The 24,297-nt window shown below is 70.4% G+C and carries 19 protein-coding genes; 16 read left to right on the forward strand and 3 right to left on the reverse strand.

All coding sequences use genetic code 11. From position 1 onward, the window contains the following. Positions 1–5: 5 nt before the first annotated feature. Together AMK27_RS38010 and AMK27_RS38015 are read left to right on the forward strand one after the other, a co-directional pair. Positions 6–728: an HAD family hydrolase gene (locus AMK27_RS38010; RefSeq protein WP_073918700.1), complete on the forward strand. Its 723-nt coding sequence runs from the start codon at positions 6–8 to the stop codon at positions 726–728. Between the two features lie 53 nt (positions 729–781). Then, on the forward strand, positions 782–1,564 hold the full coding sequence (locus AMK27_RS38015) for an SDR family NAD(P)-dependent oxidoreductase (RefSeq protein WP_274535763.1): 783 nt from the start codon (positions 782–784) through the stop codon (positions 1,562–1,564). A 55-nt stretch (positions 1,565–1,619) separates the two neighbouring features. On the opposite strand, the gene AMK27_RS38020 is transcribed toward AMK27_RS38015, so the two are convergent. Next, positions 1,620–2,255, reverse strand: a complete 636-nt coding sequence (locus AMK27_RS38020) for a TetR/AcrR family transcriptional regulator (RefSeq protein WP_241847744.1) — start codon at positions 2,253–2,255, stop codon at positions 1,620–1,622. Positions 2,256–2,611: 356 nt separating this feature from the next. On the opposite strand from AMK27_RS38020, the gene AMK27_RS38025 reads away from it, so the two are divergent. The 10 genes from AMK27_RS38025 (at position 2,612) to AMK27_RS38070 (ending at position 17,742) form a co-directional block, all read left to right on the forward strand. Continuing rightward, positions 2,612–3,820 carry an IS701 family transposase gene (locus AMK27_RS38025; RefSeq protein ID WP_073918705.1) on the forward strand — a complete coding sequence of 403 codons (1,209 nt, stop codon included), beginning with the start codon at positions 2,612–2,614 and terminating at the stop codon, positions 3,818–3,820. Positions 3,821–3,897: 77 nt separating this feature from the next. Further along, the gene (locus tag AMK27_RS38030; RefSeq protein ID WP_073918707.1) at positions 3,898–4,341 is read left to right on the forward strand and encodes a winged helix-turn-helix transcriptional regulator; all 444 of its coding nucleotides are present in this window, start codon (positions 3,898–3,900) and stop codon (positions 4,339–4,341) included. Between the two features lie 107 nt (positions 4,342–4,448). Continuing rightward, positions 4,449–5,426: a DUF1702 family protein gene (locus AMK27_RS38035; protein WP_073918709.1), complete on the forward strand. Its 978-nt coding sequence runs from the start codon at positions 4,449–4,451 to the stop codon at positions 5,424–5,426. Between the two features lie 90 nt (positions 5,427–5,516). Beyond that, positions 5,517–6,503 (forward strand): DUF1702 family protein, encoded by a 987-nt coding sequence (locus AMK27_RS38040; protein ID WP_073918711.1) that lies wholly within the window; start codon positions 5,517–5,519, stop codon positions 6,501–6,503. Positions 6,504–6,559: 56 nt separating this feature from the next. Beyond that, entirely contained in the window at positions 6,560–8,410 is a 1,851-nt protein-coding gene (locus AMK27_RS38045) for a CRTAC1 family protein (protein WP_073918714.1), read from the forward strand. A gap of 2 nt (positions 8,411–8,412) precedes the next feature. Then, positions 8,413–9,528: an enediyne biosynthesis protein gene (locus AMK27_RS38050; protein WP_073918716.1), complete on the forward strand. Its 1,116-nt coding sequence runs from the start codon at positions 8,413–8,415 to the stop codon at positions 9,526–9,528. Then, positions 9,525–15,392 (forward strand): type I polyketide synthase, encoded by a 5,868-nt coding sequence (locus AMK27_RS38055; protein ID WP_073918718.1) that lies wholly within the window; start codon positions 9,525–9,527, stop codon positions 15,390–15,392. Before AMK27_RS38050 ends, AMK27_RS38055 begins: the two co-directional genes overlap by 4 nt. A gap of 3 nt (positions 15,393–15,395) precedes the next feature. After that, positions 15,396–15,854, forward strand: a complete 459-nt coding sequence (locus tag AMK27_RS38060) for an acyl-CoA thioesterase (protein WP_073918720.1) — start codon at positions 15,396–15,398, stop codon at positions 15,852–15,854. After that, positions 15,851–16,396 carry a flavin reductase family protein gene (locus AMK27_RS38065; protein ID WP_073918722.1) on the forward strand — a complete coding sequence of 182 codons (546 nt, stop codon included), beginning with the start codon at positions 15,851–15,853 and terminating at the stop codon, positions 16,394–16,396. Before AMK27_RS38060 ends, AMK27_RS38065 begins: the two co-directional genes overlap by 4 nt. Further along, positions 16,393–17,742, forward strand: coding sequence for a cytochrome P450 (locus AMK27_RS38070; protein ID WP_073918724.1), 1,350 nt, complete (start codon positions 16,393–16,395; stop codon positions 17,740–17,742). Before AMK27_RS38065 ends, AMK27_RS38070 begins: the two co-directional genes overlap by 4 nt. A 69-nt stretch (positions 17,743–17,811) precedes the next feature. On the opposite strand, the gene AMK27_RS38075 is transcribed toward AMK27_RS38070, so the two are convergent. Together AMK27_RS38075 and AMK27_RS38080 are read right to left on the reverse strand one after the other, a co-directional pair. After that, positions 17,812–18,588 (reverse strand): helix-turn-helix domain-containing protein, encoded by a 777-nt coding sequence (locus tag AMK27_RS38075; protein WP_073918726.1) that lies wholly within the window; start codon positions 18,586–18,588, stop codon positions 17,812–17,814. A gap of 20 nt (positions 18,589–18,608) precedes the next feature. Next, entirely contained in the window at positions 18,609–19,691 is a 1,083-nt protein-coding gene (locus AMK27_RS38080) for a ParB/RepB/Spo0J family partition protein (RefSeq protein WP_241847746.1), read from the reverse strand. A 284-nt stretch (positions 19,692–19,975) separates the two neighbouring features. Between AMK27_RS38080 and AMK27_RS38085 the strand changes: the two genes are divergently transcribed. The 4 genes from AMK27_RS38085 to AMK27_RS38100 all read left to right on the forward strand — a co-directional run bounded on the left by AMK27_RS38085 (position 19,976) and on the right by AMK27_RS38100 (position 24,235). Next, positions 19,976–20,563, forward strand: a complete 588-nt coding sequence (locus AMK27_RS38085; protein WP_073918728.1) for a DUF5987 family protein — start codon at positions 19,976–19,978, stop codon at positions 20,561–20,563. Then, entirely contained in the window at positions 20,560–22,227 is a 1,668-nt protein-coding gene (locus AMK27_RS38090) for an FAD-dependent oxidoreductase (protein WP_073918730.1), read from the forward strand. The genes AMK27_RS38085 and AMK27_RS38090 overlap by 4 nt, the downstream gene beginning before the upstream one ends. 101 nt (positions 22,228–22,328) lie before the next feature. Beyond that, complete coding sequence (locus AMK27_RS38095) at positions 22,329–23,369, forward strand: carboxymuconolactone decarboxylase family protein (RefSeq protein WP_073918732.1); 1,041 nt, start codon at positions 22,329–22,331, stop codon at positions 23,367–23,369. Between the two features lie 56 nt (positions 23,370–23,425). Beyond that, positions 23,426–24,235, forward strand: a complete 810-nt coding sequence (locus AMK27_RS38100) for a TIGR03084 family metal-binding protein (protein WP_073918734.1) — start codon at positions 23,426–23,428, stop codon at positions 24,233–24,235. Positions 24,236–24,297: the final 62 nt, after the last annotated feature.

Genomic DNA, 24,297 nt, shown 5'->3' on the forward strand with positions numbered 1-24,297 from the left:
CCCTCGTGTCCTCAGGACTCAGACAGTTGCGCCTTGCCGCGGTCAACATCGACGGCGTGTTGCTCAACGACACATTCAGCCCGGTCATCCACAACTTCGTTGTGAGCCGGGGCGGCGCGTACAGCGCCGAGGTGGAGCGTCAGATCTTCTCCCAGCCCCAGCGGGTGGCCAGCGCCTACCTGACCGGCGTGGTGAGCGTGCCGATGACGGCGCAGGAGGCCCTGGAGGCCTACTTCGTCGAGCGTGAGGCCTATCTGCGTCAGGACCCGGTACGTCTGCTCGACGGCGCCGTGGACCTGGTGCGTCGTCTGCGGGGCCTCGGGCTGAGCACGATCTGCTACGGAGGACTCGGCAAGGAGCACTTCGACCGCTTCCTCGGGGAGTGGGCTCATCTCTTCGACGGGCCGGGGTACGTGTGCACCAACGACTTCCGACCTGGTATCCGTGAGATCACGAACCAGGTCTTCGGACTCGCCTACGACCAGGTGGTGTTCATCGACGACGTGGCCCGGGTGGCGGAGTCCGCGAAGGAGCTCGGCGTTCCGTTCATCGGTCACCCCAGCACCTTCGAGCACAGCCACCAGCGTCAGCTGATGAGGGAGGCGGGCGTGCGACACCTCGTGGACTCGCTCCACGCGATCGATGAAGCGATGCTGCGCACGGTCGACGCCGAAGCTGCTCACGGCACCATCTGGGCCCGTTCAGAGGCGAGTCTCGTACAGGTATAGGGCCGAGTAGCCCGACATGATCTTTTCTCGCATGAAAGCAGGGGGTATGCGCAGTGAACGAGAATACGCGTAGAGCGAGCGGTCTGCTGAGCGGCAGGGTCGCCATGATCACCGGGGCATCTAGCGGTATCGGTGCAGCGGCGGCCCGCCTGTTCGCCGCAGAGGGAGCGGCCGTCGTGCTCATGGCGCGGCGCGGGACGCAACTGAAGGACCTGGCGATCCAGATCGAAGCCGAGGGCGGCCGGGCCCTGGCGGTACCGGGCGACGTCGCCCGCTCGGAAGACGTGCGCCACGTCGTGAACGCGGCGGTGGAGGCGTACGGGCATCTGGACGTGGCCTTCAACAACGCCGGCTGGGGGACGGCCGGTACCGACCTGCACGAGACCGAGGACGCGGTCTTCGACCAGGTCATGGACGTGAACGTGCGCGGCGTGTGGAACTGTCTGCGCCACCAGGTCCCCGCGATGCTTGCGCACGGGTTCGGATCCATCGTCAACACCGCCAGCACGGCGGGCGTGGTGGCGACCGGCGCCGGAGCACCCTATGTGGCGGCCAAGCACGCCGTGATCGGCATGACAAAGGCCGCTGCGGCTGAGTACGGCGAGCGCGGCATCCGAGTCAACTCGCTGGTGGTCGGCTGTACGAGGACCGAACTCATCGAAGGGGCGATCGCGGAGCATCCCCACCTGGAGCAGGCCTTTGTCGCGCGCCAGATTCAGAAGCGCATGGCGGATCCTGACGAGGTCGCCCAGGCCGCGCTCTGGCTCGCGAGCCCGCGTGCCTCGTTCGTCATGGGGGCCGCGCTGGCGGTGGACGGCGGGCTGACCGCAGTGTGATGGCGGGAAACTGACGGTACGGCGGGCGGACGGGAGAGGTCCGCCCGCTGCACCGTCAGTGTGCTGTCTCTCCCTGGTCCGCCTTCTCCCAGGCAGGCGGATCCGCTTGCCTGGGCACGCCCGACGCCTCGGCCGAGACACCCACGAGCGCCAGGTGCCAGACGCGCTTGAGCTGGGCGACGGCGCTCTCGAACGCGGGATCCGAGCCCATGCGCGTGCGCAGGTACGCCTCTGCCCCGCTCGTCAGGTGCTCGACCAGGGTTGTCACGTCCGCGGGGAGGGCGTCCGTGTGGAGTTGACCGCTTTCGTAGGCCCGGTCCAGCAGCCCCCGGACCATGGGCAGCCAGGCGTCCGACCAGGCCTCGGTTCCCGGACGTTCCCGGCCCAGGCGGATGGCGGAGCGCACGGTCGGCTCCTGCTCCATCAGCCTGGTCAGCTCGAGGGTCAGGTCGATCACCATGCGCAGCGGTGCTTTCGGCTCGACTGCCAGGCGTTCCAGGGCGGCCAGGGTGACCGCTCGCCCTTCCTGCTGCACCGCATCCGCCAGGTGCACCTTGGTCGGGAAATGGAAAGTCATCGCGCCGAGCGACATGCCCGCCACCGAGCTGATCCGCGAAAGCGTCGTCCCGTCGTACCCGTAGAGGTCGAACTCCTCGGCCGCCGCTCTGACCAGGGCCTGGCGTGTGCGCAAGGCCCTCTCCTGTTTCACCACACCGTCTCCCGAAGAGGGCTCATCGCTGCCTGACATGTACGGACTCTGACTCTGGCCCGTCGGCGCACCGCCGGGACGTCCCGTGAGGAACAGACGTGCACCCTCCCGTCCAACGCTCGCGCCTCCTTCCTCTCCTGGGCAAGGGCGAGTTGCCCAAGGTGTTGTGAATCAGTGCAGGTCACAGGGGTGAGTCGACCTCCGTCGCGGAGTGCAGCGGAGGCCGACTTGGCGAAGTGCATGCGGCAACTCTCCTGAGTCGCAAAAAAAAGAGGGCGTTCGCTATTATTTTAGCTGAGACGGCCGCCAGGGGCCGAGAACAGGGGAGGGAACAAGCCATGGTTGCGTACGCTCACAAGGCCCGCACCTCGGTGCCGGTGTTCGCTGAGAGGGTCTTCGAAGGCCTTCTGCGGGCGGATCAGCGTCGTTGGGCGCAGGCCTACATGCAGGGCCTGTTGACCACGCCTGGCAAGAAGTCGGTCCGCCGGCTCGCGGCCGCCATATCGCCTGAACCTGCGGTCTCCCAATCGCTGCACCAGTTCGTCAACGCCAGCCCGTGGGACTGGATGCCGGTGCGGGCCGAGCTCTCCCGATGGGTCGAGCAGGAGATGACGCCGCGTGCCTGGGTGATCGGCCAGGCCGTCCTGCGCAAGCGCGGCGAGCACTCCTGCGGTGTGCACCGCCGTTTCCTGGCCTCCACCGGCCGCTCGGTCACGTGCCAGGTCGGCGTCGGCATGTTCCTCTCCTCGTACGACCAGGCCGTTCCCGTCGACTGGCGCCTGCTGCTTCCCGGCTCTTGGACGAAGGACCCGGAGCGCCGCGTCCGCACGCGCATCCCCGCCGAGGTGAGCCCCCGCTCCGTCGAGCAGCACGCCCTGGACCTCGTAGACACCCTGGCCGACACCAGCCGTACCGTGCCCCTGCCCGTCGTCGCCGACCTGGAGGCCCTCGGTGGCACCAGCGCGACGGCCCTCGTCCACGGACTTGCCCTCCGGGGTCGCGACTTCGTGGTCGCCGTCCCCGAGAGCCTCCAGGTCGCCGTGGGGCGTCACCTGAGGGTGCAGCGTCCCCAGGGAGGCGACGGCCAGGGACTGGTGCTCGCGGCCCGCAACCTCTTCGAGTTCGACGCGGGTACGTTGACCCGCGTGGAGAACGTCGGTCCCTGGGACGGTCGGGGCCGGCACACCACGGTCATGTCCAGCTTCGTGCGCCTTCCTCAGCCCGGACGGGGCGGCGAGCGGATCCACCGCACCTACCGGCTCTTCGCGGTTCGCCCTGACAACGGACGGCAGCCCGTCCAGCTGTGGCTGACCAGCCTCACGCACGCCCGTATGGAGTCGGTGCTGGCCCTGACCCGGACGCTCGCGCACGCGGGGGAGTCCGTGCGGGAGATGTCCGACGACTTCGGCCTCCAGGACTTCGAGGGGCGCTCCTACCCGGGCTGGCACCACCACATGACCCTGGTCTCCGCTGCGTACGCCTACAGCCGCTTCAACCGGCGGTCCGCACCCACCGGCGGCGGAGAGCGCCTGCTGGTCGCTGCCTGAACAAACGGGCGCGTCCTGCGACGACTTCGGCAACTCGGGGTTCCTTCACGCAACCCTCCCCGCCCTAGAGTGAGCGCATGCTGAAGCACACGTACGAGGGACAGGACTGCAACCTCGCCCGCTCCCTGGAGGTGATCGGCGAGCGCTGGACCCTGCTGATCATCCGATCGGCGCTGCTCGGCATCACCCGCTTCGACGGCTTCCTGTCCCACCTGGACATCGCGCGCAACGTGCTCTCCACCCGGCTGACCCGGCTGGTCGAGCACGAGATCATGGAACGCGTGCCCTATCAGGACAAGCCCGTGAGGTACGAGTACCGGCTCACCCCTGTGGGCCGGGACCTGACGCGGGCCGTCATCGCCCTGATGCAGTGGGGGGACCGCAACCTGCCCCAGGAGCTGGGTCCGCCGCGCCGCGCCGATCACATCGGCTGCGACGGCTCCGTCCACGTCGAACTTCGGTGCACCGACTGCGGGCGCGCCGTGCACGACGAGGAAGTGGACGTCCGCCGCATCCGCTGAACACCACGCGGAAGCGCAACAGGGAAGATGCCGCTGCGCGGCCGGCCTGCCGACGATGACAGCCCCCGCCGCCCATGACCGGAGCGGGCTCGTACGAGGAGGCATCTGTGCCCGCACTGGGAGCGCTGCGCAGGCTGATCATGGCCCCGTCCCTGGACGACGTGAGTTTCGCCGGGCGAGGGTTCACCGTGGAACCCACCGAACGCACACGGCAACTGGAAGCCGTGCCGCAAGCCGTCGTGACCGGCTTCGAATGGGGCATCGAAGACAAGGACCTGGCGACGACCGAGCGCCGTCTCGCGCTCGTCGACCCGCTGAACCGGGGATTCGCGTACGAGGGCGCGACCATGGCCTGCGCGATTCGCGACACCATGGGGCCCCAGGGGCGTCGTGCGAGGGACCTGCTGCGAGGCGGCGGCCGACCGCATATCTTCCTCAACTACATCGGCATCGGCTTCGCCATGGCCAAGCTGCCTCGGCCGCTGTGGAAGAAGCTCGTCCCCGACCTGACCGAGCCGGACCTCTATCCGGCGATGAGCTGGCTGTGCGTGGACGGGTACGGCTTCGACCGGGCCTACTTCGACACCGAAACCTGGGTCGGCGGTCAGCGCCTGGACGCCCCGTACGACTGGGACGGTGATCCGTCCTACTGGCAGCGGGCCTTCGACCAGGGCGTCGGCCGCGCGCTGTGGTTCATCCACGGGGGCCACGTCGCGAACGTCTCCGCGGCCGTGCGGGCGTTCGCGGGCGACCGGCGGGCAGACCTGTGGAGCGGCGTAGGACTCGCCGCCACCTTCGCGGGCGGCACCACAGCTGCGGACCTGGACGCTCTGCGCCAGGAAGCGGGGGAGCACGTCGGCCATCTGGCACAGGGAGCGGTCTTCGCGGCCAAGGCCCGGCACCACGCGGGCTTCGTCCCGGAGCACAGCAGCGCCGCCGTGCACGCGTTCACCGGCCGCACTGTCGAGGCCGTGGCCCACCTCGCCGACGACTGCGCGGCATCGGCGCCCGAGGCCGGCGTCGGACCCGCCTACGAGGTCTGGCGTGCCAAAGTGCGCACGCAGCTCGCCGTCGCGGTCGTTTGAGCACATCTGGAGTAGACGCCCCTCCTGGCCCCCTGGCTAGATTCGATTCGCTGTGGGATTTCAGGGATTCGAGAGGGGCGGTTTACTGCCGTGTCTAGTGCTTTTGGTGCGCTCCGCCGCAGGTTGCTTACGCCTCCTGTTTCCGAGACGACCATGGAAGTACGTGGCTTCCATGTGAAGAACGCGGAAGCGAAAGCGCGACTTGAATACGTCGGGGAGGTATTTCTCCGGGGGTATGCCTATGCCGTCGAAGCGGGTTCGCCCGCTGAGGCCGAGGAGCTCCTCGAGACCGTTCCGAGAGACATGCGGGGCTTCGCCTACGAGGGCGCCGGCATGGGTGCGGCGGTGTACGACTCGCTGCCGGGCCACTCCGGCCGCCTAGACGGGCTGCTGGCCGGCCGGGGTCGTGACCACGACTACATGATCTTCGTCGGCGTAGGCTGGGCCATGGCCCGGCTGCCGAAGTTCCTGTGGCCCGACATCTCGGTCACCGACCCATTGCTGCGCTGGCTGGCTCTGGACGGTTACGGGTTCCACCAGGCGTACTTCAAGACCGACGCGTACGTGCGGACGCCGGACATCCAGCATCCGTTCCGCTGGAACGGCGGGCACAACCACTACACGCTCAACGCTATAGACCAGGGCATCGGCCGGGCGCTCTGGTTCGTCGGCGGCACCGATCCCGACGTCGTCACCTCACTGATCCGCGCCTATCCCGAGCGCCGTCACAGCGACCTCTACGCGGGCGCCGGGCTCGCCTGCGCGTATGCGGGCGGCGTGACCGAGGACGAGCTCGCGCGCTTCGTCGAAGGCGCCGGCGAGCACCGCTGGGCGCTTGCCCAGGGATCCGCCTTCGCCACCGAAGCCCGCGTCAAGGCGGGCACGGTCATCGACCACACCCACCTCGCGGCCCGTGTCGTGTGCGGCACGACGGCCGAGCGCGCTTCCCAGGCGTGCCGGGACACCCGGCCCCAGGTGGTCTCCGGGGCCGCATCCCCGGCCTACGAGACCTGGCGGCGCGACATCGCCGCGGAACTCGCTTCTCTCTCGCTCATCTCGAAAGGTGCCGACCAGTGACGGTCACTAAGAACTGGCTCCGCAGGAATTCACCGGGAATCGTCGCGCTCGCCCTGATGGTGAGCACGTTCTACGCTGTCCGGCTGCCCGAGTCCTCGGCTGCTGATATCGACAAGCTGGCGAAGAACTTCGCATTCGAGCCGATGTCCATCGCCATGCCTGCCGGATTCGAGAAGCAGGAAGTGCGGAAGGTCAACAAGGCGTATCAGCACATCGAGGCCTGGATCTCCTCGGTCGGCGCCGGCATCGCCGTCAACGATCTCGACGGCGACGGTCTGGACAACGACCTTTGTGTGAACGACGTGCGGATCGACCAGGCCGTGGTTACCCCAGCGCCGACGCGCAAGGACAAGTACGCGCCCTTCGCGCTCAATCCGGCGCCGCTCGGCACCAGCAAGACGATGGCGCCGATGGGCTGCATGCCCGGCGACTACAACGAGGACGGCCGCATGGACCTCCTCGTCTACTACTGGGGCCGCACGCCGGTCATCTTCGTGAACAAGGGAGAGAAGGGGCAGCCCCTGACCGCTGCCTCCTTCACGCCCACGGAGCTGCTGCCCGGCAAGCGCGGTGCGACGTACACCGGCCCGCTGTGGAACTCCAACGCCGCTGCCGTGGCCGACTTCGACGGCGACGGCCACGATGACATCTACATCGGCAACTACTTCCCGGACAGCCCGGTCCTCGACCCGTCCAAGGACGGCGACGTCACCATGAACGCCTCGCTGTCGCACGCCCAGAACGGCGGCGGCGGCCACTTCTTCCGGTGGACGAAGGACGGCTACGAGAAGACCGACGACGCCATCCCGCAGAGTCTGAACAAGGGCTGGTCGCTCGGTGCCTCCGCCGCGGACCTCGACGGCGACCGGCTGCCCGAGGTATTCCTCGCCCACGACTTCGGCACCTCGGCGCTGCTGTACAACACCTCCACCCCCGGCAAGATCAAGTTCTCCGAGGTCAAGGCCGTCCACAGCGGCACCGTTCCCAAGTCCAAGGAACTGGGGCGCAGTTCCTTCAAGGGCATGGGCGTCGACTTCGGCGACCTCGACCACGACGGCATGTACGACATGTTCGTCAGCAACATCACGACGTCGTTCGGCATCCAGGAGTCGAACTTCGCCTTCATCAGCGAGGCCGACAGCCGCTCTGAGCTCCAGGGCCGCCTCAAGGAGGGCGAGGCCCCGTACAAGGACGAGTCCTCCGACCTGCGCCTCGCCTGGTCCGGCTGGGGCTGGGACGTGAAGATGGGCGACTTCGACAACAACGGAGACCTGGAGATCACCCAGGCGCTCGGCTTCGTCAAGGGCAAGAACAACCGCTGGCCACAGCTCCAGGAGCTCGCCACCGCCAACGACGCCCTCACCTCGAACCCCCTCTGGTGGCCCAACGTCAAGCACGGTGACGACCTCGCCGGAAGCCAGCGCATGCGCTTCTTCGCCAAGGACCCCGACACCGGCCGCTACCACAACCTCTCCGTCGCCCTCGGCATCGGCGAGCCCGTCCCCACCCGAGGCCTCGCCACCGGCGACGCCGACGGCGACGGCCGGCTCGACCTGGCGGTCGCCCGACAGTGGGGCGAGCCGATCTTCCTCCACAACCTCAGCAAGAACCCCGGTTCCTATGTGGGCCTGAAGCTCACCCACCCGGACGGCTCGCCCGTGGTCGGCGCGGAGGTCTGCGTCGAACTGCCCGACGGCAGCAAGCGCATCGCCCGTCTCGACGGCGGCGGCGGCCACTCCGGCAAGCGCAGCACCGACGTCCACATCGGTCTGGGCAAGGACATCCAGGGCTCCGTGCCCGCCATGGTCACCTGGCGCGACCGGGCAGGCCAGGTCCACGAGCAGAAGCTGAAGCTCACGCCGGGCTGGCACAGCCTCGAGCTGGGCACCCAGGTCAAGGAGAAGTGACGATGTCCGCACAGAAGACCGCCGCACCACGCCACAACCCCAAGGTCACGAAGGCGCTGCGCCGCTTCGCGATCTCCATCTCCGTGCTCAACATCTTCGGATACACCGTCCTCGGCTTCGAACAGCCCTGGACCTGGCCGTTCATCGCCCTTGCGACCGGCTACACCCTGGAGATCCTCCTGGAACTGCTCGGTGCCCGCGTCGAGGGCCGCGCGCCGCGCTTCCTCGGCGGCGGGGCCAAGGGCGTGATGGAGTTCCTCCTGCCGGCCCACATCACCGCGCTCGCCGTGAACATGCTGTCGTACGTCAACGACCTCGTGTGGGTCATGGTGTTCGGTGTCATCGTCGCCGTCGGCACCAAGTGGGTCCTGCGCGCCCCCGTCAAGGGCCGCCTGCGGCACTTCATGAACCCGTCGAACTTCGGCATCGCCGTCATCCTGCTGCTCTTCCCGTGGGCCTCGATCGCCCCGCCGTACCACTTCACCGAGTACCTCGACGGCGGCTTCGACTGGCTGGTGCCGGCGATCATCATCACCCTCGGCACGATGCTCAACGCCAAGCTCACCGAGCGCATGTGGCTGATCCTCGCCTGGGTCGGCGGCTTCGCCCTCCAGGCGATCGTCCGCGGCCTGCTGTTCGACACCTCCATCCCCGCGGGCCTGGCGATGATGACCGGCGTGGCATTCGTGCTCTTCACGAACTACATGATCACGGACCCCGGTACCACGCCCTCCTCGAAGTGGGGCCAGATCGCCTTCGGCGGCGGTGTCGCCGCCGCGTACGGCGTGCTGACCGCGATGAGCATCGCCTACGGCCTGTTCTTCGCCACCGCCCTCGTCTGCGGCATCCGCGGCGCCTTCCTGTGGACCGCGGACGTGGTGTCCAAGAAGCGTGCCGAGGAGGCCCTCGCCCTGGCCGCCGTCACCCAGGCCGTCGCCCAGGCCGACGCCGCCCCGGCGACCGCCGAGGCCGCCTGCGCGTGCCCCGAAGGCGCGTGCGCCTGCCCGGCCCCGGCGACCGCCGAGACCCCCGCGTGCGGGTGCCCGGAAGGCGCGTGCGGATGCGCCGCTCCGGTGACCGCCGAGGCCGAGACCAAGAAGATCCCGGTGGCCGCATGAGCAGGATCGCGATCGTCGGCATGGCCTGCCGCTACCCCGACGCCAAGAACCCGAACGAGCTGTGGGACAACGCCGTCGCCGGACGGCGAGCGTTCCGCCGTCTCCCCGACGTCCGGATGAACCTGGACGACTACTGGGACGCCGACCCGGCCACCCCCGACACCTTCTACGCCCGCAACGCCGCGGTCATCGAGGGCTACGCATTCGACCGGATCGCCCACAAGATCGCGGGCAGCACCTTCCGGTCGACCGACCTCACGCACTGGCTCGCCCTGGACACCGCGGGCCGCGCGCTCGCCGACGCCGGATTCCCCGGCGGCGAGGGCCTGCCCCGCGAGCGCACCGGCGTCGTCGTCGGCAACACCCTCACCGGCGAGTTCGCCCGCGCCAACGTGATGCGGCTGCGCTGGCCGTACGTGCGACGGGTGATGGCCTCCGCCCTCAAGACCGAGGAAGGCTGGGACGAGGACCGGATCGCCGAGTTCCTCGCCGACGTCGAGACCTCCTACAAGGAGCCGTTCCCGGCGATCGACGAGGACACCCTCGCCGGCGGCCTCGCCAACACCATCGCAGGCCGGATCTGCAACCACTTCGACCTCAACGGCGGCGGCTACACGGTCGACGGCGCCTGCTCCTCGTCCCTGCTGTCCGTCACCACGGCCGGCACCGCCCTGATCAACGGCGACATCGACGTCGCCGTCGCCGGAGGCGTCGACCTGTCGATCGACCCGTTCGAGATCATCGGCTTCGCCAAGACCGGCGCGCTCGCCAAGGGCGAGATGAAGCTCTACGACCGCGGCTCCAACGGCTTCTGGCCCGGCGAGGGCTGCGGCATGATCGTCATGATGCGGGAGGAGGACGCCCTCGCGGCGGGCCACCGCATCTACGCGACCGTCGCCGGCTGGGGCGTCTCCTCCGACGGCCAGGGCGGCATCACCCGCCCCGAGGTGAGCGGCTACCAGCTCGCGCTCAAGCGGGCGTACGAACGAGCCGGTTTCGGCATCGAGACCGTCGGGCTCTTCGAAGGCCACGGCACCGGCACCGCCGTCGGCGACACCACCGAGCTCACCGCCCTCATGGGTGCGCGCAAGGAGGCCGACCCCGACGCCCCGGTCGCCGCCATCACGTCCATCAAGGGCATGATCGGCCACACCAAGGCCGCCGCCGGCGTCGCCGGTCTGATCAAGGCGGCCCTGGCCGTCGACAACCAGACTCTCCCGCCGGCCATCGGCACCACCGACCCGCACGAGCTGCTCGCCGACGAAAACGCCAACCTCAAGGCCCTGCGCAAGGCCGAGGTCTGGCCCGAGGGAACGCCCCGCCGGGCCGGCGTCACCGCCATGGGCTTCGGCGGCATCAACACCCATGTCGTCCTCGACGAGCCGGCTTCCCGGCGCCGCACGGCCCCCGGCCGGCGCTCCGCCACTCTGGCGCACTCGCTCCAGGACGCCGAACTGCTCGTCGTCGACGGCGACTCCCCGAAGGCGCTGCGCGCCCGGCTCGCCGAGGTCGCCGCGTTCGTCGCGACCGTCTCCTACGGACAGGTGGCCGATCTCGCCGCCACCCTCCAGCGCGAACTGCGCGGGCTGACGCACCGCGCCGCGGTCGTCGTCACGTCCCCGGAGGACGCCGAGCGTCGGCTGACGCACCTGGCCGACCTCCTGGAGGCCGGTGAGAGCACCCACACCGCCGCCGACGGCCGCAGCTTCCTGGGCCGGGCCACCGGCCGTGCCCGCGTCGGCTTCCTTTTCCCCGGCCAGGGGTCCGGCCACGGCACCGGGGGAGGGGCGCTTCGCCGCCGCTTCCCCGAGGTCGCCGAGGTGTTCGACCGGGCCGCGCTGCCCGCCACCGGCGACATGGTCGCCACCGACGTGGCACAGCCGCGCATCACCACCGGCTCGGCCGCCGGCCTCCGGGCACTCGACTCGCTGCGGCTCGAGGCGTCCGTCGCCGTCGGGCACAGCCTCGGCGAACTGTCCGCGCTGCACTGGGCGGGGGCCCTCGACGAGGAGACCCTGCTTCAGGCCGCGCGTGTGCGGGGCCGTGCCATGGCCGAGCACAGCGCCTCCGGCACCATGGCCTCGCTCGGCACCAAGCCGGAGCGGGCCGAGGAGCTCGTATCCGGCCTCGGCGTCGTCATCGCCGGCTACAACGGTCCCGAGCAGACCGTCGTCGCCGGCCCGGTCGAGGACATCGAGGAGGTGCGGCGACGGGCCGAGAGGGCCGAGATCGCCTGCGTCCGCCTGAACGTGTCGCACGCCTTCCATTCGCCGCTGGTCGCCGCCTCCGCCGCGTCCTTCGGGTCCTGGCTCGACACCGCTCGCCTCGGCTCCCTCGCCGGCCGGGTCTTCTCCACCGTCACCGGCGAGGAACTCGCGCCCCGAGCGGACCTGGCGGCCCTGCTGCGCGACCAGATCACCGGACCCGTCCGCTTCACCCAGGCGGTGAGCGAGGCGGCCCGCCACGTCGACCTCTTCGTCGAGGTGGGCCCCGGCCGGGTGCTCAGCGGTCTCGCGCAGGCCACTACCAGCGTTCCGGTCGTCGCGCTCAACACCGACGACGAGTCGCTGCGCAGCCTCCTACAGGTCGCCGGCGCCGCGTTCGTCGCGGGCGCCCCGGTTGCCCTCGAACGGCTCTTCCAGGACCGACTGATCCGGCCCCTGGAGGTCGGCCAGGAGTTCTCCTTCTTCGCCAGCCCCTGCGAGCAGGCGCCGCTCGACGCGGCTCCGGCCGAGCGTCGGCCCCGCCCCGTCCGCGCGGCCGCGCCTGTACCCGAACCCGCCGCCCCGCGCGCGGAACGGACGCAGAAGGCCGAGGAGACCACGGCCGTCACGGCGGACGGCGGGGACGGCCCCGACGCGCTCGACGTGCTGCGCACCCTCGTCGCCGAACGCGCCGAGCTGCCGGCCGAGCTCGTCGACCCGGACAGCCGGCTCCTGGACGACCTGCACATGAGCTCGATCACCGTCGGACAGATCGTCAACCAGGCGGCGTCCCGCCTCGGGATCCCCGCGGCGCAGGTGCCGACCAACTTCGCCACCGCCACCCTCGCCGAACTGGCCGAGGCGCTGGACACCCTCGTCAGCACCGGAGGCGTCGAGGAGCCGACCGCTCCCGTCGTCGCGGGCGCGGCCCCCTGGGCACGGCCGTTCGCCGTGGACCTCGACAAGGTCGCCCGGCCGTACGCCGTGCCGGACGGCACCGACGGGGACTGGGAGCTGTTCGGCTCCGAGGGTGACCTGTACGCCGAGTCGCTCCGCCGGGAGCTGGCGACCGCCGGTCTCGGCGCGGGCGTCCTGGCCGTACTGGCCAAGGGCTGCGCGCGGCAGGAGGTGGAGAAGGTCCTGGCCGCCGCCAAGAACGCCCTCGCCGGCGACCGCAAGCGGCGCTTCGTCCTCGTCCAGGACGGCCGCGGCGCGGCGGGCCTGGCCAAGACCCTCCACCTGGAGGCCCCGCACCTGCGCACCACCGTCGTCCACACCACGGCGTCCGAGGAGGCCGTGGAACGGGTCGTGGCGGAGGTGGCCGCGACCACGCGCTTCGCCGAAGTCCACTACGACGAGGCCGGTGTGCGCCGTGTGCCGACGCTGCGGGCCCTGCCCGTGGAGCCGGAGCGGACGGATGTCCCGCTGGACTCCTCCGACGTCCTGCTCGTGACGGGTGGCGGCAAGGGGATCTCTGCGGAGTGCGCCCTGGCCGTCGCCCAGAGGACCGGGGCCAAGCTGGCCGTGCTCGGCCGCTCCGACCCGGCCGGGGACCGCGAACTCGCCGAGAACCTCGACCGGATGCGCGACAGCGGCGTCCGCGTGCACTACGCGCGCGCCGATGTCACCGTGCGCGAGCAGGTCACGGCTGCCGTGGAGGAACTGCGCGAGGCACTCGGCCCGATCACCTGCCTGCTGCACGGCGCCGGGCGCAACGAGCCGGGCGCGCTGACGGCGCTGACCCCCGAGGACTTCGACCGGACCTTCGACCCCAAGGTCGACGGGCTGCGCACGGTCCTCGATGCAGTGGGCGCCGAGGGCCTCAAGCTGCTCGTCACGTTCGGCAGCATCATCGGCCGGGCGGGACTGCGCGGCGAGGCCCACTACGCCACCGCCAACGAGTGGCTGGCCGACCTCACCGAGGAGGTCGCCCGCACCCACCCGAACATCCGCGCCCGCTGCATGGAATGGTCGGTGTGGTCAGGCGTCGGCATGGGCGAGAAGCTCTCCGTCGTCGAGTCACTCTCCCGCGAGGGCATCACCCCCGTCTCCCCGGACCAGGGCGTGGACATCCTGCTGCGCCTCATCGAGGACCCGGACGCCCCCGTCGTCACGGTGATCAGCGGCCGTACCGAGGGCATCGACACCGTCCGCCGGGACCTTCCCGAGCTGCCGCTGCTCCGCTTCACCGGCAACGCGCTGGTGCGCTACCACGGCGTCGAGCTGGTCACCGAGGTCGAACTGAACGCTGGCACCGACCCGTACCTGGCCGACCACCTGCTCGACGGCAACCTGCTGCTGCCCGCCGTCATCGGCATGGAGGCCATGACCCAGGTCGCCTCCGCGGTCACCGGCCGCACCGGCACCGCACCGGTCATCGAAGGCGCGAAGTTCCTGCGCCCCATCGTCGTGCCGCCGGCCGGCAGCACCCGGATCCGGATCGCGGCGACCGTCACCGGCACCGACACCGTCGACGTCGCCATCCACGCCGAGGACACCGGGTTCGTCGCCGATCACTTCCGCGCGCGCCTGGTCTTCTCCGGGACACCGGCACCGGACGGTCCGCCGCTCCAGGTGCCGGACGACACCCCGGTCGTCCCGCTCGACCCGGCCGCCGACCTGTACGGCAGCGTCCTGTTCCAGGGCGCCCGCTTCCAGCGGCTGCGCCGCTTCCACCGGGCCGCGGCACGACACGTGGACGCGGAGGTCGCCGTCCAGCAGCAGCCGGAGGGCTGGTTCGCCGGCTTCCTGCCCGGTGAACTGCTGCTCGCCGACCCGGGCATGCGCGACGCGCTCATGCACGGCAACCAGGTCTGCGTCCCGGACGCCACGCTGCTCCCCTCGGGCGTGGAGCGGATCCACACCCTCGGCTCCGGCGACCACGTCCCCGAGCGACTGCGGTACACCGCGGTCGAGCGCAGCCGCGACGGCGACACGTACGTGTACGACATCGCGGTCCGCGACGAGGACGGCACCGTCGTCGAACGCTGGGACGGTCTGACCCTGCATGCCGTACGGAAGACCGACGGGTCCGGCCCGTGGGTCGCCCCGCTGCTCGGCCCGTACCTGGAGCGCTCGCTGGAGGACGTCGTCGGCAGCCGCATCGCGGTCGCTGTCGAGCCGCACGGGGACGCCCCCGCCGGCTCGGTCGCCCAGCGACGCGGCTTCACGGCCGACGCGGCCGCCCGGGCGCTCGGCAGCCCGGCCGCCGTCCGGCACCGCCCGGACGGACGTCCGGAGCTGGAGCCCGGTCGGCACATGTCGATGTCGGCGGCGCACGGCCTGGGAGTCACCCTCAGCGCCGTCTCCGACACCGAGGTGGCCTGCGACATCGAAGCGGTCAGCATGCGCTCGGCCCACGAGTGGCGCGGGCTGCTCGGGGACCACGCGCCCGTCGCGGAGCTGGTCGCCAAGGAGACGGGGGAGGCGCCGGACACCGCCGCCACCCGGGTGTGGGGTGCTGTGGAGTGCCTGCGGAAGGCCGGCATCATGGCCGGAGCACCGCTGACGGTGCTACCCCGCCGCAAGGACGCATGGGTGGTCTTCGCCGCCGGCGACCTGCGGATCGCTACCTTCGTCACCGCACTGCGCGACGCCCTGGAGCCCGCCGTCTTCGCGTTCCTCACCCATGAAACGCCTCTCGTCGAAGGGCGGCCCTAGGCCATGGCGGACGACTATTTCGAGTACCGGCACACCGTCGGCTTCGAGGAGACCAACCTCGTCGGCAACGTGTACTACGTGAACTATCTGCGCTGGCAGGGCCGGTGCCGGGAGCTGTTCCTGCAGCAGAAGGCACCGGACGTGCTGGCCGAGGTGCAGGCCGACCTCAAGCTGTTCACGCTGAAGGTGGACTGCGAGTTCTTCTCCGAGATCACCGCGTTCGACGAGCTGTCCATCCGGATGCGGCTTTCGGAACTGGGTCAGACACAACTGGAGTTCACCTTCGACTACGTCAAGGTGACGGGTGGTGCCGAGGTGCTGATCGCACGCGGCCGGCAGCGGATCGCGTGCATGCGCGGCCCGAACACCAACACCGTGCCCTCCCGCATTCCCGAGGGCCTGGCGCGCGCCCTGGAGCCGTACGCCGCCCACGGGCCGGCACTGGCCGGGCGGACGGCATGAGCACCCTGGCCGCCGCGCCGCCGCGGGACGCCGTCGCCGGCGACCCCGCGGCGCTGCGGCGGGCCCTCGGGTCCTTCGCCACCGGCGTGACCGTCGTGACGGTCGGCGGGGCCTCGCCGCGGGGCATGACCGCCAACTCCTTCACCTCGGTCTCGCTGGACCCGGCCCTCGTGCTCCTGTGCGTGGGCAAGGACGCGGTCATGAACCGCGTCCTCGCCGAGGCCGACACCTTCGCGGTGTCGGTCCTCGGCGCCGGTCAGGAGGACGTGGCCGGGCACTTCGCCGACCGGTCCCGCCCGCCGGGCGCCGCCCAGTTCGACCCCGTCGACTGGCTGCCTGGCGAGGCCGCCGACGCCCCCCTGATCGCGGGGGCGTCGGCCCACTTCGAGTGCGCCCGATGGCGCACCTACGACGGCGGCGACCACACCATCCACGTCGGACGTGTGCTCGCCCTTGACGCCCAGCCGGACCGCGAGCCCCTGGTGTTCCACGGCGGCCGCTTCCGGCGGCTCGCCCCGGCACCGCGAGGAGGCCGACCATGAGAGTCCACCCGCCCGGTCCACCCGTATGGGCCCTGCCCGGTCTGCTGCGCAAGCTGGCGGTCGACCGGCTCGGCATGATGCGGGACGCAGCCGAACTCTCCGACGCCGTGCGCGTCTCCATGGGCCCGAAGAAGCTGTACATCTTCAACCGGCCCGATTACGCCAAGCACGTGCTGGCCGACAACGCCGCCAACTACCACAAGGGCATCGGCCTGGTGGAGTCCCGCAAGGTCCTCGGCGACGGGCTGCTGACCAGCGAGGGAGACCTGTGGCGCGCCCAGCGCCGCAACGTGCAGCCCGCGTTCAAACCGGGCCGGATCGCCGCCCAGGCCGGGGCCGTCGCGGAGGAGTCCGGCCGTCTGGTGGACCTGCTGCGAAAGCGTGCCGGGGACACACCCGTCGACGTCCTGCAGGAGGTCACCGGGCTCACCCTCGGTGTTCTGGGCAGGACCCTCATGGACACGTCGCTAGAGGGGCACGGCGGCATCGAGCACGCTTTCGAGGCTGTCCAGGACCAGGCCATGTTCGACATGGTTTCGCAGGGCCTGGTGCCGACCTGGGTGCCCTTCGGTACCCAGCGGCGGTTCCGTGCGGCACGCCGGGAGCTTACTCGGATTGTCGACGAGCTGGTGGCCGACCGCAGCGCCCGCATGCGCGACGGGGACGGGGCCGACGACGCGTTCGCCCGGATGATCCTCGCCTCCCGTGAGCGTGAGGATCCGGCACTCGGCCGCCGCCTTCTCCAGGAGGAGCTCGTCACGCTGCTGCTGGCCGGGCACGAGACGACGGCGAGCACGCTCGGCTGGACCCTGCTGCTGCTTGCCCGCCACCCGCACGTCCGTGACCTGGTACGCGAGGAGACCCGCGCTGTTCTGGCCGGGGGACGTCTGCCCGAAGCCGACGACCTTCACAAGCTGACGTACACGACGCAGGTCGTCCAGGAAGCGATGCGCCTGTACCCGCCCGTGTGGATCCTGCCCCGGATCGCCCAGGCGCCCGACGATGTCGGCGGGTTCACCGTGCCGGCCAAGGCCGATGTGCTGGTGTGCCCCTACACGCTGCACCGCCACCCGCACCTCTGGGACGACCCGGAGCGGTTCGACCCTGGCCGATTCGAACCGTCGCGGGTCGCGAACCGGCCCCGGTACGCGTACATCCCCTTCGGGGCTGGACCGCGGTTCTGTGTCGGCAGCAACCTCGGGATGATGGAGGCGGTCTTCGTCACCGCGCTCGTCACCCGCGACCTCGACCTGACCCTGGTGCCCGGGCATGAGGCGGTCGCCGAGCCGATGATGTCGCTGCGGATGCGGGGAGGTCTGCCGATGACGATCCGCTCGGCGGACTGAGCGGGACGGAACGCGAAGAGGGCCGGCCACGGTGAATGCCGTGGCCGGCCCTCTCGGTATGACGGACGATCAGCCGGCAAGACGGTCCAGGGCGTCGGCCCGCAGATCGAGCAGGGCCATCAGAATCGGCGGGTCCAGGGCGTCCAGCGGGCGCAGGGTGATCTCGGCCGGCATCAGGAGCGTGTCCTCGTGCGCGGTCACGGGCCCGTAGGTGCCGACCGACACGATGTCCTCGGCGCCGGTGCCGGAGGGCACGTGCTCGTGCCCGTACGGGACGGAGTGGACGAGGACGTACCAGGTGCCGGCCGGGACGTCACGGAACTCGAAAGAGCCCGGCCCGTCCAGGACGGCACAGCGCACCGGCTGTCCCTGCGGGACGGGGGTGGGGAAGAGGCCCACGAAGCAGTGGCCGGGCATGCGGTTCTCGGGCAGGTGCACCCGACCGCGCAGGATTCCGCGGGTGCCCTCGACAGGGGGGCCCTGGTGCTGCACCGGGCTGATTTCCGGGGTGAATCCATCCAGCTCACGGAACATGCTCGGAGATACGCCCACACATGATTTGAATCGGGAACTGAAGGTTCCGACGCTGCTGTATCCCACCTGGCTGCTGATGTCCGCCACGCTGAAATCGGTTTCGATCAGGAGGCGCTTGGCCTCCTGAAGGCGTAGTGCGGAGAGAAATCGTCCGGGCGACGTCCCCATCACGTCCCGGAATACCCGGGTGAAATGGAACTTGCTGAACATGGCGGTGCGCGCCATGTCGTCGATGGTCAGTTCCTGGCCGAGATTCGCATGCATTTCGTCGATCACTCGAAGGACGGCGGCTTCGATGGGGGTGGTGGTCACCGTTTCTCCCTGTCGTTGAATCATGCTGCCGGCCTGGATCCGGAGGCCGTCTGCGGGAACGGAGCGGGGGTCGAGTCGGTCAGCCGCCGTCGGCCGAGGTCGTCGGCGAACCTCTTCCAGGCGTGGGAACACTGGAGGGCCAGCTCCGCGACGGTGTCCGTGCAGTGCGGGGGTATCGCGTCGGCCTGCTGGCGCCAGGCCTCGTCGACCACGAAGTGGGTGTGGAGCCAGCGCAGGAACTGGCGTCCCGAGTCCGAGTGCCTCAGCGACGGGTCGCCTGCGAGCCGTCGCAGGGTCTCCAGCGAGCCGCGCGAGCGGTTCGAGCCGGAGGGCGTGGTCGTGGTGGAGGGCTCGGCCGTGCCGGCGCGAGGGGGCGGCGCCAGCGGGAGGGGCGGGTCAGGGACGTTCGGCGCCGGAGGGCGCGGGCCGGTCGCGGGCCGACGGCCCTGGGGCACCGGTGCTTCACCGCGAAGGAGCCGTCGGCGCACGTCGTGGGCTGTCCCGAGGGACAGGCCGGTCTCCTGGACGATCGCGCGCAGGGGCAGGTCGGGGCGCTTGGTCATGAGTTCTGCGGCACGGAGCCGCTCGGCCGTGCGGTCGAGCGGGTGGACCCGGCCGTCGGCCCCGATCCGGATGTTCGCGTGCGGAGAGTCCGCGGTCGAACGCGGACGGATCGAGGCGACCGTCTTCGCGTCGAGGCCGGTGGAGGAGGCGACCGATCGGTCCGAGAGTTCCGGGCGGGCACGCAGAATGCGTTCGGCGGCCGCCTTGCGGTCCGTGACCGACAGCGGAAGACCGTGGGTGATGTTGGCCGTCACCGAGCGGAGAAACGCTTCCTCGTCGGCGCCGTCGAAGTACTGCACCTCCACCGAGGACAGCCCCATCGAGGCGGCGGCGGCGACGCGGTGCATCCCGTCGACCACGCGCATGGTCGTGCGGTGGACGAGGACCGGGGGCAGAGAGCCGTAGATGTCGGCGAGACGACGCACGTGCTCCGCGTCCACGCCGTTCAGGCGCGGCGAGTCGGCCGGCAGCAGCGCCTCGATCCGCACCTGGTGGGTGAAGTTGGCCGGCAGCGTCAGAGATCTGTCGTTGCTGTCCACCTCTCCCCTTCCCCCTGGCGAGATCGAGGCGTTTTCTGCTTGCCCCTGAGAACCCCGCGGAAATAGGCCGCCCCACTGCGGAGATCGTTCATCCCGGATGAGCATAGTGAACGTCCTGTTTGTTTCTGAGGCCCTCGCCGGGAGATATCGCGACTCCGGTTAGTTGCGTGACGAGACCCATGTTCGGGTGAACGGTCCCGGGGTTGGTTGTTTGAAAAGACTCAACGCTTCTAGCTTTCTTCTCACGCCACCAGGAACACCCCCCACCTGACCGGGAGAACGAGTTGCAGACAGTACGGAGAATCCCCGAACGGAGGGTCGACATCGGGGACGAAGCGACGATCACCCTCGAGGCCTACGCGGACACCATCGTCCCGGGCGAGAAGCGCTGGCCTGGGGACCGGGCGATCGCGGGCGTCAGCACCGGTGGCGGCTCCGTCACCGCAGGCGCTCTCGATCTCCTGCGCTGGGACGCCACCGGCATCCACGACGGCCTTGAGGATCTGGCGAAGCTGGTCAACGGCCACGCCAGGACCTACGCCGAGAAGACCGGCCTCACGCTCGACACCGACGTGCCGCCCTTCGTCGCCCTCGACTACGACGACCGTGTCGCGCTCATCGTGGAGCTCACCACTCCCGGCCACGAGGAGAAGGACTTCTGGGTCCTGCTCTCCCTCTTCTGCAACATGGCCTACGACTCCGCCGCCCACCTGCACACCGCCGAGGCCCTCGCGGCCGGCCACCCGGGACTCGAGGCCATGGGCATCACGCAGCCGGACGCCGACGGACTGTGGCGATTCCAGGACTTCGGTTACGGCAGGCAGCTCGCCGACCTCCACCCCGACACCACCCTCTCCGGGAGCCCAGCATGAGCGACACGATCGAGAAGACCGACGTCCTGGTCATCGGGAGCGGCTTCGGCGGAGCCATCGCCGCCTACCACCTGGCCGCGGGCGGAGCGAAGGTCACCGTTCTGGAGCGGGGGCCCTGGCTGAAGAACGACGAGTTCGAGCACGACTACAAGCTCGGCTCCTCCTACACGCGGATCTTCGACTTCGTCGTCGGCGACGGCATGAGCGTGCTGGGCGGCAACTGCGTCGGCGGCGGCAGCGTGGTGTACTTCGCGGCCATGCCGCGGGCCCCGAAGTTCGTCTTCGACCGGAACGGCAGCATCGGCCGCAGGATGTGGCCGAAGTCCATCAGCCGCGAGACCCTCGACCCGTGGTACGACCGCGTTGAGGAATCCCTCTCGGTCAGCAAGCAGGGCTGGGAGGACGCCTCCTACGCCGGCGGACTCTGGGCCGCGGCCTGCGACCACGCCGGGCGCACCGCCAACCCGCTCGCCGCCGCGATTGACAACTCCAAGTGCGTCAACTGCAACTTCATGATGGCCGGCTGCCGCTTCGAGGCGAAGCAGTCGCTCACCGTCAACTACCTGCCCGGCGCGCTCGCCCACGGCGCGGAGATCCGCCCGCTGCACGAGGTGCAGTACGTGTCGCGGACCCCCGAGGGCGACTACCGCGTCCACTACAACATCGTCGACGACGAGGACTACCGTCTCCAGCACGGATCCGGCGTCATCGAGGCCAAGATCGTCGTGATGGCGGCGGGCGCCGGCGCGACCCCCGTCATCCTCCAGCGCAGCGAGGCCCACCTCGGCACGATGCCGCACGCCGTCGGCCGCTACTTCTCCGGCAACGGCGAGCGGCTCAACACGGCCATCATCAACGAGGACAAGGCCGCCGAGATCCTCGGCCTGAGCCGCGGCGAGGGCGACCTGCCGTACGGTGCCAACGCCATCGGCAAGGGCCCGACCGTGGCGAGCTGGGACAAGCTCGACGGCTCCCTGCCGGAGTACGCCCGCTACTCCCTGGAGCAGCTCTACTTCCCGCCGGGTCTCGGCACCATCCTCGCCCAGGTGCCGGACGCCACGGGGCCGACCTGGTTCGGCAAGGAGAAGAAGGAGATCCTCAAGAACTGGAAGTCCTGGCTGACCATCTTCTGCATGACGGAGGACGACAACGAGGGCGTCTTCGGACCGCCGCCGGCCACCGGCAACTCCCACCGCATCTCGCAGCAGATGCTCGGCCGCGGCAACCTGTCGTACAAGCCGACGAAGAACACGTGGCACGGCTGGAACCAGGCCGACGCCGACGTCAAGGAGATCCTGGAGAAGGACGGCCTCGCCAAGGTGATGCCGTGGACCAACGACCTGGTCGGCGCCTACACCGTCCACCCGCTGGCCTCCTGCCGCATGGGTGACGACCCGGAGACCTCGGCGCTCGACGACACCAACGAACTGCGCGGCCACTCCGGCATCTTCGTCACCGACGGCTCCGCCGTCCCCGGTGCCCTGACCGTCAACCCGGCGATGACCATCGCAGCGCTCGCCGAGCGGGCCGTGCCGCACATCGTGGCCGCCGCCCAGGCCAAGGGAATCGCGGTCACCTACGGCGCCCCGGCGCCCACGGGCTACAAGAACGGACGCAAGGGCGTGCTGCCTCTGCTGAAGCAGAAGAGCCTCGCCACCGTGTGACACCCCCGACCGGTTTTCCGCCGACCAGTGGGTTGCTTCAGAAAACTTTCCCTGACCAGTGAGTTGCTTCACGCGACTCGAAGCCGAACCAGGAGGCGGCGGTGCGACCGCTCGTAAGAATCATGCTGAGGGACTCCCTCCGGCAGATCCGGCACATCGCGGCCGTCCCGCACGCAGAGGCCCGCGGCCCGGTGGCCGAGGTCTACGCCCAGGCCCGGCGCGAGTTCGGCGTCGTCGCCCCGCCGCTGGCACTGCACTCGCCGTCCCCCGAGGCGCTCGCCGCCTCATGGCTCCTGCTGCGCGAGACGCTCCTCGCCCAGGGCCGGGTGAGCCGGGCTGCCAAGGAGGCGGTCGCCACCGCGATCTCCCGGGCCAACGACTGCCCGTACTGCGTCGAGGTCCACGAGGCCAAGCTCGCGACCCTCACCGGCGCGGACGCCCACGAGCCGCTCGCCGGCTGGGCGGACCGCAACGCCCTGGGCCCGGCCGAAGGGGAGGAGCAGCGTCCCTTCGACGCGGCCGACGCCCCCGAGATCCTCGGCACCGCCGTCACCTTCCACTACCTCAACCGGATGGTCCGGCTCTTCCTGCCGGACTCGCCCGTCCCCGACGCGGCTCCCGCCAAGGGGCGCGGACCGGTGATGCGGATGGTCGCCCGCGCCATGCGCCCCGACGCCGGTACGACGGTGACACCCGGAACGGCGCTCGACCTGCTCCCCACGGCGCCGCTGCCGGACGGACTCGACTGGGCGAGGCCCAACCCGGCCATCGCCGGTGCCCTCGCCCGGGCGGTCGCCTCCGTCGACGCAGCGGCCGAGCGCTGGGTCCCCGAACCCGTACGCGACCTCCTGCACACCGAACTCGCCGTCCACGACGGCACCGCCCCCGGCCCGACCCGGGCCTGGCTCGGGGAGGCGACCGACAGCCTCGACGCGGGACATGTGCCCGCGGCCCGGCTCGCGCTTCTCGTAGCCCTCAACCCCCACCAGATCACCGACGCGGACCTCCAGGAGTTCCGCGCTCTCCACCCCGAAGACCGGGAGCTCGTGGAGCTGGCCTCATGGGCGGCGCTCACCGCCGCCGTCCGCATCGGAGCCCGCTTCGCCGAGCCCACCCGGCCCCTGACATCCACCGCCGGCTGACCGGCCCCCCCCACACACACCGACACCCCCGCTTCGCCTCTGAGGAGACAACGATCATGACCCCGCTGAACGACGTGCTGAAGGACCTCGCCATCGAGATCGAGGAGACCGCCCGCCTCGTCGAGGGACTGGACGAGCAGGCCTGGCACACCCCTACACCCGCCCCCGGCTGGAGCATCGCCGACCAGATCGCCCACCTCACCTTCATCTTCCACCTGGCCGGCACCGCGGCCTCCGACCACGAGAGCTTCGCCCAGATCGCGGCCGGCGCCGCCCGTGACTTCGACGGGGCCGTCAACGCCGCCCTGAAGCAGTTCAACCCGTTCCCGCCCGCCGAACTCCTGGGCCGCTTCCGCGCACTGGGCCGCACGTCCGTCGACGCGCTCGCCGCCGTCCCCGAGGGCCAGGTCGTGCCCTGGCTCGTCAACCCGCTGCCGCCGACCGTTCTCGCCTCCGCCGGAATCATGGAGATCTTCGGCCACGGCCAGGACATCGCCGACGCCCTGGGCGTGCGCCGCGAGCCCACCGAGCGCCTGCGCCACCTCGTCTTCTTCACCTTCCTCACCCGGGACTTCGGCTACCTGTCCCGCGGCCTGACCCCTCCGGCCGAGCCCTTCCGCTTCGAGGTGACCGCCCCGAACGGCCAGATCTGGGCGTACGGCCCCGAGGACGCCGCGAACAAGATCACGGGACCCGCCGAGGACCTCTGCCTCCTGGTCACCCGGCGCCGCCACCGTGAGGACCTCGCCGTCGTCGCCGTCGGCGACGAGGCCGAGCGCTGGCTCGACATCGCCCAGGCTTACCGCGGCCCCGCCGGAGAGGGCCGCACGCCCGGCCAGTTCGCCCACGCCCACTGCGAGCACTGACCCGGCCGTGACCGTCCGTCCGGCGGCCGAGCGCCGCGCCCCGACCGCGTTACCCGGCCCGC

Origin of the sequence: Streptomyces sp. CB02009 (genome assembly GCF_001905825.1) — a bacterium.
Classification (GTDB): domain Bacteria; phylum Actinomycetota; class Actinomycetes; order Streptomycetales; family Streptomycetaceae; genus Streptomyces.

What these genes read in the sequence shown, in the direction of transcription:
- AMK27_RS38050 (WP_073918716.1), top strand. Translation starts at nt 8,413, where the DNA reads ATGTCCGCACAGAAGACCGCCGCACCACGCCACAACCCCAAGGTCACG.
- AMK27_RS38030 (WP_073918707.1), top strand. Translation starts at nt 3,898, where the DNA reads ATGCTGAAGCACACGTACGAGGGACAGGACTGCAACCTCGCCCGCTCC.
- AMK27_RS38065 (WP_073918722.1), top strand. Translation starts at nt 15,851, where the DNA reads ATGAGCACCCTGGCCGCCGCGCCGCCGCGGGACGCCGTCGCCGGCGAC.
- AMK27_RS38045 (WP_073918714.1), top strand. Translation starts at nt 6,560, where the DNA reads ATGGTGAGCACGTTCTACGCTGTCCGGCTGCCCGAGTCCTCGGCTGCT.
- AMK27_RS38070 (WP_073918724.1), top strand. Translation starts at nt 16,393, where the DNA reads ATGAGAGTCCACCCGCCCGGTCCACCCGTATGGGCCCTGCCCGGTCTG.
- AMK27_RS38060 (WP_073918720.1), top strand. Translation starts at nt 15,396, where the DNA reads ATGGCGGACGACTATTTCGAGTACCGGCACACCGTCGGCTTCGAGGAG.
- AMK27_RS38025 (WP_073918705.1), top strand. Translation starts at nt 2,612, where the DNA reads ATGGTTGCGTACGCTCACAAGGCCCGCACCTCGGTGCCGGTGTTCGCT.
- AMK27_RS38090 (WP_073918730.1), top strand. Translation starts at nt 20,560, where the DNA reads ATGAGCGACACGATCGAGAAGACCGACGTCCTGGTCATCGGGAGCGGC.
- AMK27_RS38055 (WP_073918718.1), top strand. Translation starts at nt 9,525, where the DNA reads ATGAGCAGGATCGCGATCGTCGGCATGGCCTGCCGCTACCCCGACGCC.
- AMK27_RS38100 (WP_073918734.1), top strand. Translation starts at nt 23,426, where the DNA reads ATGACCCCGCTGAACGACGTGCTGAAGGACCTCGCCATCGAGATCGAG.